The organism is Sphingomonas sp. UV9, from assembly GCF_004101245.1.
Classification (GTDB): Bacteria; Pseudomonadota; Alphaproteobacteria; order Sphingomonadales; family Sphingomonadaceae; genus Sphingomonas.
In genome coordinates this window covers 796,541-812,342 of sequence record NZ_SCIN01000003.1, presented here as the reverse complement: position 1 = coordinate 812,342, position 15,802 = coordinate 796,541, and the positions used below count along the sequence as shown (strand labels likewise).

Here is a 15,802-nt window from a genome sequence, read left to right as displayed (position 1 = left end):
ACGGGAGGAAGGCGCGTCACTATGCAAGATCAAGCTGCTTTACATCGGCAATACACCTGTTAGCTTGCTCCTAACGGGGGACTATCGATGCTCGAACTTACCAATGTCACGCATGTCTATGCCAACGGCACGCGCGCGCTCGACGATGTGACGCTAAGCGTGCCGAATGGCATGTTCGGGCTGCTCGGGCCCAACGGCGCGGGCAAGTCGACGCTGATGCGGACGATCGCCACATTGCAGACGCCGACGACCGGCAAAATCCGCTTCGGCGATATCGACGTGATCGCGAACCCCGAAGCGCTGCGCGAGACGCTTGGGTATCTACCGCAGGATTTCGGCGTGTACCCGCGCGTGTCCGCCTATGACATGCTCGACCACATGGCCGTTCTGAAGGGAATCGCCTCGGCGCGCGAGCGCAAGGAGACGGTCGAGACGCTGCTCAACCAGACCAATCTCTGGAACGTGCGCAAAAAGGCGATTGCGGGTTTTTCGGGCGGCATGCGGCAGCGTTTCGGCATCGCGCAGGCGCTGATCGGCAACCCCGCGCTGATCATCGTCGACGAACCGACCGCGGGGCTCGATCCCGAGGAGCGCAATCGTTTCCTCAACCTCCTCGCGGAGATCGGCGAGAACGTCGTCGTGATCCTGTCGACGCATATCGTCGAGGACGTTGCCGACCTGTGTCCGCGCATGGCCGTGCTCGCGGCGGGACGGATCCAGCTCGAAGGCGCGCCGCTCGACCTGATCGACCGGACGCGCGGCAATGTCTGGGCAAAGACGATCGATCGTGACGAACTCGACGAGAGCCGGCTGCGCTACGAGGTTATCTCGACGCGACTGTTCGCCGGCCGGACGATCATCCACATCCTGTCCCCGGACGATCCCGGTGAGGGCTTCACGGCTGCCCGCGGTGGTCTGGAAGACGTGTATTTTTCCACGCTCGCGCGCTCCAGGCGCGTGCCGGCGGCGGACGCCCCCTCCTCCACCGTCGCGGCCTGAGCACCATGTTCGGCCAGATCGCCCGCTTCGAACTCCGCTATCAGTTGCGCAACCCGGTCTTCTGGACCGTCGCGATCCTGTTCTTCCTGCTGACCTTCGGGTCGATGACGATCGACCAGATCAAGATCGGCAGCGGCGCCAACATTCACAAGAATGCGCCGGTCGCGATCGCGCAGGTCCACCAGATCATGTCGATCTTCTTCATGTTCGTGACGACCGCGTTCGTCGCCAACGTGATCGTGCGCGACGACGAAAGCGGGTTCGGACCGATGGTGCGATCGACGCGCGTCGCCAAGTTCGACTATCTGATGGCGCGCTTCCTCGGTGCGTTCGCGGCGGCGGCGCTGGCCTTTGCCGCGATCCCGCTGGCGATCTGGCTCGGGTCACTGATGCCGTGGGTCGATCACGAGACGCTGGGGCCGAACCGGCTGCGCGACTTCGCCTATGCCTATTTCCTGCTGGCGCTGCCCAACGTCTTCCTGACCTCGGGGATCTTCTTCGCGGTGGCGACGATGACGCGGTCGATGATGTATTCCTATCTCGGCGTCGTCGTGTTCCTGATGCTGTATCTGGCGCTGACCTCGATCCTGCGGGTAAAGCCGGAATGGCGTCCGACCGGCAGCTATGTCGAGCTGTTCGGCGTCGGCGCGTTCAGCACGACGACGCGGTACTGGACCGCGAGCGAGGCCAATGCCGGGATGCCCGCCTTTACCGGCGTGCTGCTGTGGAACCGCGTGATCACGATCGGCGTCGGGCTGGTGGCGATCGCCGTCGCCTATGCCCGCTTCTCCTTTACCGAGCGGGGCATGTCCAAGCGCAGGCTGCGCAAACAGCAGCGCGCCACCACGAAGCTGGCGGCAACTGCACCTCTGATCGTCGATCGCCTGCCTGCCGCTCGGTCCGCCGAGGCGAACTGGACGCGAATGATCGCACGCTGCCGGTTCGAAATGGCGCTGGTGTTCCGCAGCCCCGCGTTCGTCGTGCTGTTGCTGATCGGGGTGTTCAACACGCTGGGCGGGCTGCTGTTCGCCAACGAGATGTTCGGCGCTCCGATCCGGCAGCTGACGTTCGCGGTGATCGCCACGCTGGAGGGGACGTTCAGCATCATCCCGTTGATCATCGCGATCTATTATTCGGGCGAACTCGTCTGGCGCGACCGCGAACGCGGCATGCACGAGATCGTCGATGCGACCTCGCTGCCGAACTGGGCCTATCTGGTGCCCAAGGTGCTGGCCATTACCGGCGTCCTGTTCGCAACCGCGGTGATCGCAGTGATCACCGCCTGCGTCGTACAGCTCGCACGCGGGCAGACCGATCTCGCGCTCGGCCATTATTTCGCCTGGTGGGTCCTGCCGATGACGGCGGACGCGGTGATCCTGGCGGTCCTCGCGGTGTTCGTGCAGGCGCTGAGCCCCAACAAATATGTCGGCTGGGCGATCATGGTCGTCTATCTCGTCGGCACGATCACGCTGACCAGCATGGGCTTCGAACACCCGCTCTATCAATATGGCAGCACGGGCACCGTCCAGCTATCGGACATGAACGGCGCGCAGATCGGCGGCACGCGCGCGTGGTGGCTCAGGCTCTATTGGGGCTCGGTCGCGCTGGCACTCTGCGTGTTTGCGCACCTGCTCTGGCGGCGCGGTACGGAGACACGGCTCAGGGTCCGTCTCGCGCAGCTTCCCCGCCGGTTGCTCGGCGCACCCGGCGCGGTGCTGGCCGGCGCGTTGATCGCGACGGCAGCGAGCGGCGCCTATCTGTATCACGACATGAACGTCATCAACCGCTATCGCACCACGCAGGAGGGCGAGGCGCGGCTGGCTGCCTATGAGAGGAAATATCTGAGATACGCCACGCTGAAACAGCCGGCGGTCACCGACATGCGGCTGAACGTCGCGCTCTATCCTGACCAGCGTCGGATGGAGTCGAGCGGTACTTATGTCTTCGTCAACGATACCGGCGCGCCGGTGTCCGACCTGCACGTCCGGTTGATGAACGACCAGACGCATCTGGGCAAGATCGTCATTCCCGGCGCCCGGCTGGTGATGGACGACGCCGACCTGCAATACCGCATCTACCGGTTCGCGACGCCGCTCGCGCCGGGCGCACGCGGCACGATGGCGTTCCAGGCGACGCGGTGGCAGCGTGGGCTGGTCGCCAACAACGACGACACGCGCGTCGTCGGCAACGGGACGTTCCTGGAAAACAGCGAGTTCGCGCCACAGTTCGGCATGAGCCAGAACGGCCTGCTGCAGGACCGTGCCAAGCGCCGCAAATACGGCCTGACCCCGGAACTGCGCCCCGCCAAGCTAGAGGACCGTTCGGCCCAGTCGCGGAACCTGATCAACAACGCACCGTGGGTCCGATCCGACATCACCGTCTCGACGATCGCCGGCCAGGTCCCGGTGGCGCCCGGTCGCAAGGTCGCCGACATGACGGCGAGCGGGCGCCGCACCGCACGGTTCGTATCGACCACGCCGATCCTCGCCTTCTTCTCGGTCCAGTCCGCGGCCTATGCCGAGCGATCGCGGACCGTCGACGGCACCCACCTGACGGTGTTCTACGATCCGCAACACGCGTTCAACGTCGATCGCATGCTCGACGCGATGCAGCGCTCGCTCGCCTATTACCGAGCCAATTTCGGGCCCTACCAGTTCGACTATGCGCGCATCCTCGAATATCCGGGCTATGCGAGCTATGCGCAGGCCCTCGCCGGGACGATCCCCTATTCGGAACGCATCGGTTTCCTCGCGGACAACCGCGACCCCGACAAGATCGATTATGTCAGCTACGTCACCGCACACGAGCTGGGCCATCAATATTGGGGCCATCAACTGGTCAGCGCCGACATGCAGGGCGGATCGATGCTGGTCGAGACCATGGCGCAATATTCCGCGCTGATGGTGATGAAGCACCAATATGGCGACGACAAGATCCGCCGCTTCCTGAAATACGAACTCGACAGCTACCTGCGCTCGCGCGGCGGGGACGTCGTCGAGGAAGTGCCGCTCGATCGGGTCGAGAACCAGGGCTATATCCACTACCGCAAGGGGTCGCTGGTCATGTACCTGTTGCAGGACCGACTGGGCGAGGCGCGCGTCAACGCGATGCTGCGCGACCTGCTCGCCCGCTATCGGTTCAAGGGGAAGCCGTTCCCGCGCTCGCTCGATCTCGTCGCCGGCTTCCTGTCGCTGGCCCGCACGCCCGCCGAACGGCAGCTCGTACTCGACCTGCTCGATCGCATCACCGTCTACGACCTGAAGACGACCGGTGCGAGCACACGCAAGCTGCCGGACGGTACGTATGAAACGATGCTGACGATCGATGCCGCCAAATTCTACGCGAACGGCACCGGCGCCGAGAAGGCCGCGCCGCTTGCCGACACGATCGACGTCGGCGTGTTCGACCAGCGCCCGGGTCTCGGCAGCTTCGCCGCCCGCGACGTGATCCTCAAGGAACGCCGACCGATCGTCTCGGGCGTGCAGACGATCCGCATCGTCACGCGCCGCAAGCCGGCCTTTGCCGGGATCGACCCTTACAACATGTATGTGGATCGTAACGGCGACGACAACGTGGTGGCCGTTACATCTTCGTGATGCGCGGCTCGACCGGATCGATCATGAACAGTCGGGAATAGCCGGAATGACGGCGGGCGGTCATTCGTTCATGTCGAGACAAGGCGCGTAGCAGTCACCACGGGCGCTCGCGCCGATGTCGCGAAAGACGAGCGGCGGTTTCTAGATCGGCTGCCGGTCACCGTATTTGCATGAAGAGCGCGAGTGCGTTGCGGACGCTATCCGCAAAGCGGTCGTAGATCACGCGGGCGACCTCGGCGATGACGGGCTGGCGATCGCGGCCACCGCGCGCGAAGATGGCGACGGCCACGCGGCGGCCATCGGGCATGGTGATGAACCCGACATCGTTGGTGATACCGTCCAGCGTGCCGGTCTTGTCCTCTACCCGAGTCCCTGCGGGGAGCAGCGCGCGAATCCGCCGGGTTCCCGTCGCGCACCGGCTCATCAGTTCGAGCAGAAAGGCACGGCTTTGCGCCGTCAGAACGGTGCCGTTGTCGAGCTTGTTCAACAGCGTGACCATCGCAACCGGCGTGGCAACATCCTTGCTGTCGGCAAGGTGGCCGCGCTCGCGCAGCAACTGGGCAATAGTCCGGTCCATCCGGATGCCGGGTATCTGGTGGGACGACAGCCATTGCTGGATCGCGACGGGGCCGCCAAGCGTGGCGAGCAACTGGTCGGTTGCCTGGTTGTCGCTGCGGATGATCATCAGCTCCATGACTTTCGCCGCGGGTCGGCCAACAATCATGTCGCGGAGGCTGCGTCGCCCTTGATCGACGTCGGCGAGATAGGCAGCCGCGATGGCGAGCTTGACCGTGCTCGCCATCGGGAACGGGGTGTCGCCGTTGATGGAGACCGTCGAGCCATCGCGAAGGTCGAGCGCCGCAATGCCGTAGTCTCCCGGGCGTTCCGCGACCAGCTTGCTCAGCGCGCGCTCAAGCCCGATGAGTTCGGGCGAACTTGCAGCCGCCGGTGCCGGTACGAGGATGCTGGCGCCGATACCGGAGAGAAGCAGGCGGAAAAGCAGGGGCGCGCGCATCGATCGTCCTCGAATGTTGTCCTTCAGCGACATACTGATGGTAAACCGAAAGCCTGAACAGTTCGTGTCACATCCCGGGGAAGTCCGGACAACGGCAGGCCGCGAGGCCCGCCCATTGCGCCTACGGCCCGGCGGCTTTTCGGGCAAGGCGCGCTGAGCCGACCCGGGCCAAGATCGGGGCACTGCCGTCCTGCCGCTTCGAGGCGGGCAGGCGTCGATATCTGCCGCTCCCGGACTGCCGCCGCCTCGCCCCCTTCGTGACCACGCAACCCGCCCTTTCCCGCGTTGCGACCTGCAACCCTGAACGTCGTGGATTGACGACGCTCACGGCATGGGCTTCGTACGAGGACACGCGGCTTTGCGAGGACAGGATGACGCAGCAAATCGACCGACGTTCGCTGCTTGCGGGCGCTGCCTTGGGTGGCGCGACCCTTGCGGGTGCCGACGCGCGAGCCCAGCTCGGGACTGCGCCAGCATCCCGCGAGATCTACGAACTTCGGACCTACCATCTGGTCAACGGCCCGATGAAGAAGCGCCTGGACGCTTATCTTCAAAACGCCTTCATCCCAGCCGCGCGCCGCGCAGGCTGTGGGCCGGTAGGAGTATTTACGGTGACCATCGGACCTGGAAGCCCGAGCGTCCATGTTCTCGTCCCTCATCCCTCGATCGCGGACTTCATCGCCCTGCCCGACAGGCTGGCCACCGACCCGAGCTACGCAAAGGCGGCCGCACCGTTCTCCAACGCCACGCCGGACGGGCCGCCTTACGCCTCGCTGGACGTGAAGTTGATGCGTGCGTTCCCGCACTTTCCTCGCGTCGAGCTTCCAGACGCGTCAGGGGGCAACAAGGCTCGCATTTTCGAACTTCGGACGTATTTCAGCCATAGCGACAAGGCGGGAACGACGAAGATTGGAATGTTCGACACCGGAGGCGAGATCGAGATATTCCGCCGCACTGGCCTGAAGCCGGTCTTCTTCGCGCAGGATCTGACCGGGTCTCGTCTGCCAAGCCTGACGTACCTGCTGACCTTTCCAGATCTTGCGACACGCGAACGAAACTGGAGCACGTTTGCCGCCGATCCGGCCTGGCGCCAGCTGATCGCGACACCGGGGCTTACCGACCCCGAAATCACCACAGGGATAGAAAATCAGATACTCAGTCCAACAGCCTATTCGCAGATCTGAACTTTTGAGAAACCAATCGGGCGATTACCGCGGGCGGCCGACGGCGTGATTGCCCAGGGCAGCGGCTGTCGCTGGCCCTTCCACCAAAAGACCCAATCCCAGCCATTCGCGGCGCCGTCTCCGCTCTCCAACTCCGGCCATTCGTTTATCGTGAACCGCCCCGGGGTTTGCCGGAGGCGATGGGTCGTAGGTCACGCCGCCATATCGGTGTTATCCACGGCGGCATGATATTGCTCCCCGGGCTCGGCGGGCGCGATCCCGGTGGTCGTGAGCAGATCACGCGCCGGTACAGAGCCCAACCTAACCGCCCTAGGACCGTGGCCGCTTCACCTCTACCGCCGCTCCGCGATACGTCACCGTCGCATCCACCGCGCTGTCCAGATCGATCGGACGGCCCGCTGTCATCCACTTCACCCGCACCGACCGGCTCGCGGGCATCGTCTTGTACCCCTGCCCTTCCCGCGCACCGAGCGTCACCACGCCGGTCGCGTCGTCGTACGTCACCGGGATACGGCTATACGCGCCGCCGCGATATTGCTCGCTGGTGCCGTCGTCCTCGTAGAGACCGAAGCTGCCGTTCGCGCCCGGATAGATCGCCAGCGTCAGCGGTGCGTCGGGCTTCTGGTCGACATATTGCGTGACCAGACCCATCGGCACGATCGCCCCGGCCTTCACGAACAACGGCATCCGTTCGTACGGCGCCGCGACCGTCACGCTCTGGCCACCGCGATACGCCTGTCCGGTGTTGAAGTCGTACCAGACGGTCGCGCCGGGCAGGTACACGCTCCGCGAGCGCGCCTTGTATTCGGTGACCGGCGCGACGAGGAAGCTGTCGCCGAACAGATATTCGTCGTTCACCTTCCGCGCATGGACGTCGTTCGGATAATCCATGACGAGGCCGCGCATGATGCTGCCGTCCTTGAACCACGTGTCTGCCGCGACCGTGTAGATATACGGCATCAGGCGGTAGCGAAGCTGGTCGTACCACACCATCGCGTTGCGCATCGGCGACCCGTCGGGCGAAATCTCGTAGATCTCGCGGTACGGGCTTTCGCCGTGGCTGCGGAACAGCGGGCTGAACGCGCCGAACTGGAACCAGCGCAGGTTCAATTCGCGCCACTCGTCCAGATTGGCCGCGGTCGGCGTCTTGCTCGCATAGCGATCCTCCAGCGCGAACCCGCCGATATCGTGCGTCCAGTTGGGGATGCCCGACATCGAGATGTTCACGCCCGCCGAGATCTGCGCGCGCAGATCGTACCAGCGGCTCGCCACGTCGCCGGACCACACCGCGGCACCTTCGCGCTGCAACCCGCCAAAGCCCGACCGCGTCAGGATGAAGGGCCGGACGTCCGGTTTGAACTGACGCCAGCCGTCATAGACCGCGCCGACATGCACCAGCGGATAGCTGTTGAAATACTGCGCGCCCGGCCCCGCCGCGGTCGGCCCCATCGTCGCGATCCGCTCGGGGATCGACAGGTTCGAGTGGATATCCGGCTCGCTCGCATCGAGCCACCATGCATCCGTCCCGATTTTCGCAAGGCTGTCCTTGATCTGCCGCCAGTAGATCGTCCGCGCTTCGGGCGCATAGGGATCATAGTCGGTGTTGAGGTAGCCCGGCCCGACCCAGTCCTTGTTTCCGTAATCGAGATTGCCACGATAGGTGTAGCCCTTGGCCGTCAGTTCCTTGTAATTCTCCGTCGTCGGATAGAATTTCGGCCAGACCGAGATCATGAAGCGCGCATTCATGTCGTGGATCTTGTCGATCATCTTCTCCGGCTCGGGGAAGCGCGCCTTGTCGAACTGGTGGCTGCCCCACGCATTCTCGGGCCAGTAGAACCAGTCCTGGACGATATTATCGAGCGGGATCTTCAGGTCGCGGTACTTCTTGACGACGTCGACGACCTCGTCCTGCGTATTGTAACGCTGGCGCGACTGCCAGAAGCCGTACGCCCATTTCGGCATCATCACGGCCTTGCCGGTCAGCGAGCGATAGCCGGCGACGACCTCGTCCATGCTCTTACCCGGCACGTACCAATAATTGACCGACTTCGCGATGTCGCTGGTGAACCACACCGAATGGCGATCGGGCGCGGCGAGCGGGTTATTGTGGAGCAGCGCGATGTAACCCGCATTGGGCTCCCACTCGATCCGCACCGCCACGCGCTTGCCCTTGGTCATCGGCAGGTCGAAGTTCGCGTACCAGGGGTTCCAGTTCTGGCGCCAGCGGTTCAGCACCTCCTTGCCGTCCGCGAACACCTTGAAATAGCTCGAGCCATAGAGCTGGAACTTGTGCACGCCGCTCACGTCCGGGATCACGTCGCCGGTCCACACGACCTTCTGAGTCTCGACCGCATTGCCCGCGGTGTTCTGGCCACCCGTCGCGGCGACCGTCTGCGCCTTGGCTGCGGCGGGCCACTTCGCCTGATCCTTGATATACTGGTAGTTGATCGACGCTTCCTGCTGCGTCACCGCCAGCCGGTCGCCCAGATAATATTGCGCGGTGAAGCCCGGCTTGCCACCACTGGTGACCTTCAAGCCATCGGTGCCGACCAGCGAATAGGGTCGCGGATTGCCGAAGCGGGTGATGCCGTCATTGTCCCACAACAACCCGTAGTTCTTCGTCGAGACGACGAACGGCACGGCGATGTCCATGTTGTGCTGCGCGAGTTCGACATCCTCGCCGTTGTAATCCATCTGCGCATTCTGGTGCTGGCCGAGGCCGTACAGCCCCTCGTCCGTCCCGCGATTGAACTGCTGCGAGGCGACGACGAACAGCTTGCCGTCCGCGGTGGTGGGCGAGAATGCGGGCGCAGCCGCCTGACCGAGCACGACCTTGCCCGCCGTGTCGAGGAAGCGGACGCGGCCGGTCTTCAGATCGACCTCGGCGGTGTCGCGTGCGGTCGCGATTAGCGCCCTCTTGCCCTGCTGCGTGACGGTGTACTGGCCCGCGATCGGCGGGGTCGGCACCATCAGGCTCGGCGCCGTCGTCACGCGCGTCGGGCTGGCGACGACGTGGATGATCCCGTCGCGTTCAAATACCTCGCAAACCTCGGCGATCGCGAGTTGCCGACATCGGACAATCAGAGCATCGCTGCGTTGAAGGACGGAACGGTGCAGGTGCTGGCTTGGCGAGAGGCATTGCCGGATCAGCCCGTCAGCAACCGGCCATTCTTTACCAAGTTGCGGCAACCAGCTCAAACCACGCCGCTCACCCTCGACCTGGCCGGTCTGAAGCCCGGATAATACCAGCTACGGGTGCGGCGTACGGGATTTAAGCAGAACGACGCGTATTCCACCTATCTGGAAATGGGCCGACCCGCGAAATTGACCGATAAGCAGCTGCAAACGCTGCAAGATGTTACGACCGACACTCCGGTGGTCAGCACGATCAACGTACGAGCAGGAAAGCCCTATCGACTGACCCTTCCGATGCGCGAGCAAGACGTTGTGATGGTCGAACTCCGCCACCGGTGATCATACTCTGAGGATGCAAGCCGCGGTGCCGATGGTCGGAAATCGGGGTATGCGACCGCCCCCGGTCCCAGGGTGGAAACGATGACAAATACCCGACACGATCGCCCTTTTGCAGCAACGGCTAGGTCGAGGGTCTCGCCAACCGCTCGACCTTACTTTCCAGCGACGACGATTCTTGGAAGCGTTCTGATCGATTCGACCGTGATCGCCCGAAACCATGTCTCGGCGCCTTCGGATTGGAGCTGGATATGGCCGTGTGTCAGCGGTTGCCGGGTGCCGTTGGAGGCGATCGTCGCCAAGCCGTGGACTTCGCCAACCGGTACGCCGTTGACGACATGCACCGCGCGATCGCCGACGACGTACAGGTCGAGCGTGTTCCATTCGCCGATCGGGCGCTCGGCGTCGGTCGCTGCCTCGACGTTCCAGGTCGGCGTGCCGTTGACGATCTCGATGTCGCGGCCCCCCACGCGGAAGCGAAGATGGGGTTCGACCAACGACGGATCGGACGTCACGCTGGTGCGTCCCCGCAGCTTGCCACCCACCGCGACGATCATGCCGGTCGATCCGGTCATGATCTCGAACTCGACCGATGGCCGCCAGGTGCCGAAGACTTCGCCAGCCGCGCCGTGGGTATGATACAGCAGTCCATTGTTGCGCGGCATCGTGGCGCGCGGCGCCCAGGTCCTTGCTCCCCATTTGAACTGCAACCGCAAGTGATAGTCGCGCAGGTCGGCACGGTTGACCAGGCTGCCCCAGGTTTGGCCCTTCACCCAGATCGCCGGCGCGCCGTCCACGGTGCGCACCGCAAAGTCGCCGCTGGTGTTCCGGCTGGTACCGATCGGCGGCGTGCCCGGATTCGATTTGTACGTGATCGCGGGGTCGGCATAACCGAGCCAAGGCGCCCAGCCCGTCAGGCTGCGTCCGTCGAACAACGCGGTCGGCTTGCTCGTCGGCACCGGTATGTCCGTCAGCGTGAGCCGCTGCGGGGTGGCCGCCGGCTCGCCCGCAATCGCGCGTGCCCGTTCCTTTGACATCTGCGCGGTCGCGGGGGCGGACAGCACCAGTAGCGCCACCAATGCTCGATCAAACCACATAAACATTCGCCCTGAACCATCGCCCGACCAGCGTTCATCGACGAGCCTAGCGCTTTATCGGTACCAGTTGAACGTCGGTTTACGGGCACTCGGACCATAGCGGCGCTCGCCGCGGTCTTGACCCGCCTTGCACCGTTACCGGTGTTTGCTCGCATAGCCCGATCATTCGGACTAACGATCGCGCGGGAGATTGAACGATGCACAAGATGCTGGCGCTGCTCGCACTACTGACGATGGCGCAAGCCGCGCCCAATCCGCATATGCCGTCGGCCACGTACGACACCGTCGCTCCCGTGCTTCCCAAGGGATTGCGCCACGCGGTCCTGATCGTTTCGAAGACCAATGGCTGGCGACACATCGAGCACATTCCGCACTCGAACATCGTGCTCGCCGATATCGCGCAAAGCTTGGGCCGCGCGAGCTATGCCACCGAGAACGCAGCAGTCTTCAACGACGAACAGTTACGGCACTTCTCCGTCGTCGTGCTCAACAGCGCCAGTGGCGATTTCCTCACGCGCGACCAACGCGCTGCATTCGCTCGGTTCGTGGCGCGAGGCGGCGGCGTCGTGGCCTTGCATGCTGCCGGTGACGATAGTCATACCGATGCCTGGTATACCGACACGGTGATCGGCACCACGTTCATCGGGCATCCGGGCGGGGACGATCAGTTTCAGCCGGCGCGGGTCATCGTCGATCGACCGGACCATCCCGTCATGGCCGGCGTGACGTCGCCTTGGTCGCCGGTCGATGAATGGTATTCCTTCGACGCGAACCCAGCGGCCCGCGGCATGACCGTACTCGCGCGGATCGACGAGACCAGTTACCGCTCCGGTGCGAAGCTGGCGATGGGCGATCACCCCGTCATCTGGAGCAACCCATCGACGAAAGGCCGGGTCGTCTATTCCGCATTGGGCCATGCGCCGGAGGCCTATGACGATCCGAACTATCGGCGCATTCTCGTCAATGCGATCCGCTGGGCGGGGAGCCGGTAGAACGGGGCCGGGCGGACGGGCGACGCGCAGGGTTCTCCATGATTGCCGCCTACCGCAACGTCGCTGGAGCATTCCTGCTCGGGTTCGCGCCGGTGTTGGTGTAGCGGACCGGTCAGGCTGCCCGGATGGCAGTGCAGATCAGGGAAGTCGACGCGTGGCCCGTAAACATTCGAAACATGGTCCCTATGAAGACCCGCAGCAGGACGAAGAGGCTCCGGTCGCGATCGTGGCCTGCTGGCTCTGCGGCCGTCCCACCGGCAAGACGATCGTCTGGCATCATCCGGTCCCCAAGAGCCGGGGCGGACGCGATGTCGTGCCGATGCATCCGATCTGCCAGCAGACGCTCACCGCGAATTTCACCAATTCCGAACTGCAACGCCACGGGATGGATGTCGAAGGCCTGCTCGCCAACCCCGCCGTGCGCAAGTTCGTCGATTGGGTCGCGAACAAGGATCCGGATTTCACCGCGACCACCACAAAGAAGCAACGCTGACCCCGCGCGCTCGTTCGGGGAGCCCGAACGACGCTGCCGTCGATGCCTAACCGGCGCCGTCGGCGGCTCAGTCGCCGCACGCCGGCAGCGCGGTCATCGACTGTTCGCGGCGACGATCGCGCGGGTCACGTCGCCCATCAACCGCATCCGTACCGGGATGGGCTGGCGGGTACTGGCGATCATGACGGCGACGGCATAGCGATGGCCGCTCGGTGCGACGAGCAGTCCGACATCGTTATAGCCGGTCGAGAGGCTGCCGAGATCCTGGCCGGTTCCGGTCTTGTGCGCGAGGGTCCATCCAGGCCGGAGCCCGGATTTGAGACGCAGCGGACCGGTCTTGCTGGACCGCATCAACGTGAGCAGCGACGCGGTCGACCGTGTGCTCAGCAGCTTGCCCTGCGACAGCAACGACAGCCCGAGCGTGATTCCGTTGGCCGACGCCCCATCGATCGGCGCAGCGAGATAACGGGTGAGCGCCCGATCGCGCGCTTCGTAACTCATCGCTGCCCGGGCTTTCAGGAAGCCCCAGCCCCCCGCCCATTCCGGGCGCCATTCCAGTCCTGCGGTACGCGCCTGCAACTGCCGCTCGCCGGGGCCGAACTTGACGCCGACAACGCCCTTGTCCGCGAGCATCCGGTTGACCGCAGCCGGCCCCCCGACCCGCCAGAGAAGCACGTCGTTGCACGTATTGTCGCTGCGCGTCATCGCGCCGCGCAGCAGTTCCCCGATGGTTGCCTTGTAACCGTCCTTTCCGACCAGCGCCCGAATGGGCTGATGGAAGAGGGTGAGATCGGCGCGGGTGATCGTCACGGGATCGGTCAGCGACAGCCGGCCTCGATCCACTGCATCCATGACGGTGATCGCGACCCATAGCTTGCTGACGCTCTGCTGCGGTCGGGGACGGTCGCCGTCCCATGCCACGACCCAACCCTCGTCGATATCGCGCACGCTGATACCGACCTGCCCCTTGAACCCCGCCCCCAGGGCCTGCACCGCGTTGAGCAGGTCGGCCGATGGCTGAGGCCGCCCCACTGGTCGTATCGGCGGTCGTATCGGCGACCGCGGGGCCGGCGCCGTGGTCTGCACGGTGATCGGCACCGACGACGGCGGCAGCGGCTGGCGTCCGGCGGGCACACAGGCAGCGAGGGCGGACACACCGGCAACGGCGCCAATGCCACGGTAAAACGATACAACCGACAACTATACTTCCCTTTTCCACTGTGTAGCGCCCCGACCACCGGGCGAAACCCGTGGCTGGGGTCTTCGACGCGATTAGAGGTCGATCCGACGCAAGCGCCGCAGTTTCCCAATGCCCGCGTTTTGGCCATGCCCGCGTTTTGCAGTCAGGGATGCCGACGGCGCCCCGCCCGCTCCGCCCGCTCCGCGCGCGCCTCCCGCAACGTCGCGTTCGGCATGAGGCCGTCCGTCGGCGTCTTCGCCACGGCAACGCGCTGCGAGAGGTAGATGCCGCTGTGCCCGGAGCAGAGATACGCCACGAAACACGCGACTGCCATCGGGACTGCATAGGTCGCGCCGAACAGTTCGATGCCCATGAAGGTGCAGGCGAGCGGCGTATTGGCAGCACCGGCGAACAGCGCGACGAACCCGATCGCCGCGAACACCCCGGTCGGCACGCCGAACAGCGGCGCCAGCGCGCTACCGAGGGCCGCGCCGATGAAGAATAGCGGCGTCACTTCCCCGCCCTTGAAGCCGGCACTCAGCGTGACAACGGTGAACACGAACTTGAGCGCCCAACTCCACGGATGCGGGTCCGGCCCGAAAAAGCTGGCGATGGTGAGGCCATCCGGCGTGGCTGCCAGCGTCCCGAGCCCCAGATAGTCGCGTGTGCCGACGAGGAAGACGAGCGCGATCACGGCGATCCCGCCGATCACCGGGCGAAGCGGACCATAGGGCACGATCCGCTTGAGCCACCCGCCGAGCAGATGGTTGGCCTCGGCGAAGGCGAGCCCCACCAATCCGAACGCGACGCCGGCGATGCCCGCCTTGACGACGAGCAGCGCATCCACGGCGACCACCGCATCGATCCGGTAGATGCCGTGATGGATGCCCCAGGCAAGGCACGTCCAGTCGCCAACGAGCGCGGCGCCGAGGCACGGCACCAGCGCACGATATTCGACGCGCCCGATCGCCAGCACCTCGAGCGCGAACACCGCGCCAGCGATCGGCGTACCGAACACCGCCCCGAACCCGGCCGCGATCCCGGTCATCAACAGGATGCGCGTGCCGTCCGCATCGAGCCGGAGCGCGCGGCCGAAACCGCTGGCGAGGCTGCCGCCCAGCTGGACGGCGGTGCCTTCACGACCGGCCGACCCACCGAACAGATGCGTCACCACCGTGCCCAAGAAGATCAGCGGCGCCATCCGCAGCGGCACCCCGCCGCCCGGTTCGTGGATCTGCTCGACGATGAGGTTGTTGCCGCCCTCCACCGAGCGCCCCGCGAGATGGTAGAGCAACCCGACCCCGAAGCCGCCGAGCGGCAGGCCATAGAGCAGCCAGGGCTCGGCGAAACGCAGCCTCGTCACCGCGTCGAGGCTCCACAGAAAGGCCGCGCAGAGCGTCCCGACGAGTGCGGCCATCGGCACGAGGATCAGCGTCCAGCGCACGACCGACATGGCGTGGTCGTGTCGATTCCGGACGAACGCGACGACGTTCAGATCGGAGATGAAGGTACGAAAGGTAGCGCGCACGAATCCTCCTTGCTGCCTGCTGGCGCCAAGTAGGAATCATCAGCTCTTGCCAGAGCGGTTCGGCCACGTTGCCCGGCGGAAATCCATCGCCGTTGCGCCGCCTATGTCGGCTGATCGTGTAACCGTCAACGGCATGCTGCGCGATCGCGTTCTGGACGCGAGGGGAATGTGACGATCCGGCAAAAACGCTTGCCCTGCGCCGATGCTTCGGCGGATGACGCGATCTCGACGAACGCCATCTTTACCC

General features: G+C 64.8%; 12 protein-coding genes and 1 riboswitch. Of the genes, 7 read left to right on the top strand and 5 right to left on the bottom strand.

Annotated elements, in window-relative coordinates; all coding sequences use genetic code 11:
• Positions 1–87: 87 nt before the first annotated feature.
• Together EQZ23_RS16000 and EQZ23_RS15995 are read left to right on the top strand one after the other, a co-directional pair.
• Positions 88–999, top strand: coding sequence for an ABC transporter ATP-binding protein (locus EQZ23_RS16000; protein ID WP_128455387.1), 912 nt, complete (start codon positions 88–90; stop codon positions 997–999).
• Between the two features lie 5 nt (positions 1,000–1,004).
• Positions 1,005–4,595: a M1 family aminopeptidase gene (locus tag EQZ23_RS15995; protein WP_128455386.1), complete on the top strand. Its 3,591-nt coding sequence runs from the start codon at positions 1,005–1,007 to the stop codon at positions 4,593–4,595.
• Positions 4,596–4,752: 157 nt separating this feature from the next.
• Here EQZ23_RS15995 and EQZ23_RS15990 read toward each other — a convergent pair whose 3' ends face one another.
• Positions 4,753–5,610: a serine hydrolase gene (locus EQZ23_RS15990; protein WP_128455385.1), complete on the bottom strand. Its 858-nt coding sequence runs from the start codon at positions 5,608–5,610 to the stop codon at positions 4,753–4,755.
• Positions 5,611–5,924: 314 nt separating this feature from the next.
• Here EQZ23_RS15990 and EQZ23_RS15985 point away from each other — a divergent pair, with 314 nt between their 5' ends.
• Complete coding sequence (locus tag EQZ23_RS15985) at positions 5,925–6,794, top strand: NIPSNAP family protein (RefSeq protein ID WP_206364277.1); 870 nt, start codon at positions 5,925–5,927, stop codon at positions 6,792–6,794.
• Between the two features lie 309 nt (positions 6,795–7,103).
• Here the strand turns inward: EQZ23_RS15985 and EQZ23_RS15980 are convergent, their stop codons facing one another.
• Entirely contained in the window at positions 7,104–9,785 is a 2,682-nt protein-coding gene (locus tag EQZ23_RS15980; protein ID WP_240663617.1) for a TIM-barrel domain-containing protein, read from the bottom strand.
• A gap of 21 nt (positions 9,786–9,806) precedes the next feature.
• On the opposite strand from EQZ23_RS15980, the gene EQZ23_RS15975 reads away from it, so the two are divergent.
• Together EQZ23_RS15975 and EQZ23_RS19875 are read left to right on the top strand one after the other, a co-directional pair.
• Positions 9,807–10,037, top strand: a complete 231-nt coding sequence (locus EQZ23_RS15975; protein WP_128455384.1) for a hypothetical protein — start codon at positions 9,807–9,809, stop codon at positions 10,035–10,037.
• A gap of 12 nt (positions 10,038–10,049) precedes the next feature.
• Entirely contained in the window at positions 10,050–10,268 is a 219-nt protein-coding gene (locus EQZ23_RS19875; RefSeq protein ID WP_164913469.1) for a hypothetical protein, read from the top strand.
• A gap of 152 nt (positions 10,269–10,420) precedes the next feature.
• Here EQZ23_RS19875 and EQZ23_RS15970 read toward each other — a convergent pair whose 3' ends face one another.
• Entirely contained in the window at positions 10,421–11,362 is a 942-nt protein-coding gene (locus EQZ23_RS15970) for a DUF1080 domain-containing protein (RefSeq protein ID WP_240663616.1), read from the bottom strand.
• 197 nt (positions 11,363–11,559) lie between these two features.
• Between EQZ23_RS15970 and EQZ23_RS15965 the strand changes: the two genes are divergently transcribed.
• Both EQZ23_RS15965 and EQZ23_RS15960 read left to right on the top strand, forming a co-directional pair.
• Complete coding sequence (locus EQZ23_RS15965) at positions 11,560–12,354, top strand: ThuA domain-containing protein (protein WP_128455383.1); 795 nt, start codon at positions 11,560–11,562, stop codon at positions 12,352–12,354.
• A gap of 154 nt (positions 12,355–12,508) precedes the next feature.
• On the top strand, positions 12,509–12,847 hold the full coding sequence (locus EQZ23_RS15960) for a hypothetical protein (RefSeq protein WP_128455382.1): 339 nt from the start codon (positions 12,509–12,511) through the stop codon (positions 12,845–12,847).
• A 93-nt stretch (positions 12,848–12,940) separates the two neighbouring features.
• Here the strand turns inward: EQZ23_RS15960 and EQZ23_RS15955 are convergent, their stop codons facing one another.
• Together EQZ23_RS15955 and EQZ23_RS15950 are read right to left on the bottom strand one after the other, a co-directional pair.
• Entirely contained in the window at positions 12,941–13,879 is a 939-nt protein-coding gene (locus EQZ23_RS15955) for a serine hydrolase (RefSeq protein ID WP_240663615.1), read from the bottom strand.
• Between the two features lie 311 nt (positions 13,880–14,190).
• Positions 14,191–15,555 carry a voltage-gated chloride channel family protein gene (locus tag EQZ23_RS15950; RefSeq protein ID WP_206364276.1) on the bottom strand — a complete coding sequence of 455 codons (1,365 nt, stop codon included), beginning with the start codon at positions 15,553–15,555 and terminating at the stop codon, positions 14,191–14,193.
• Positions 15,556–15,578: 23 nt separating this feature from the next.
• Positions 15,579–15,655: riboswitch (Fluoride riboswitch) on the bottom strand.
• Between the last annotated feature and the right edge of the window lie 147 nt (positions 15,656–15,802).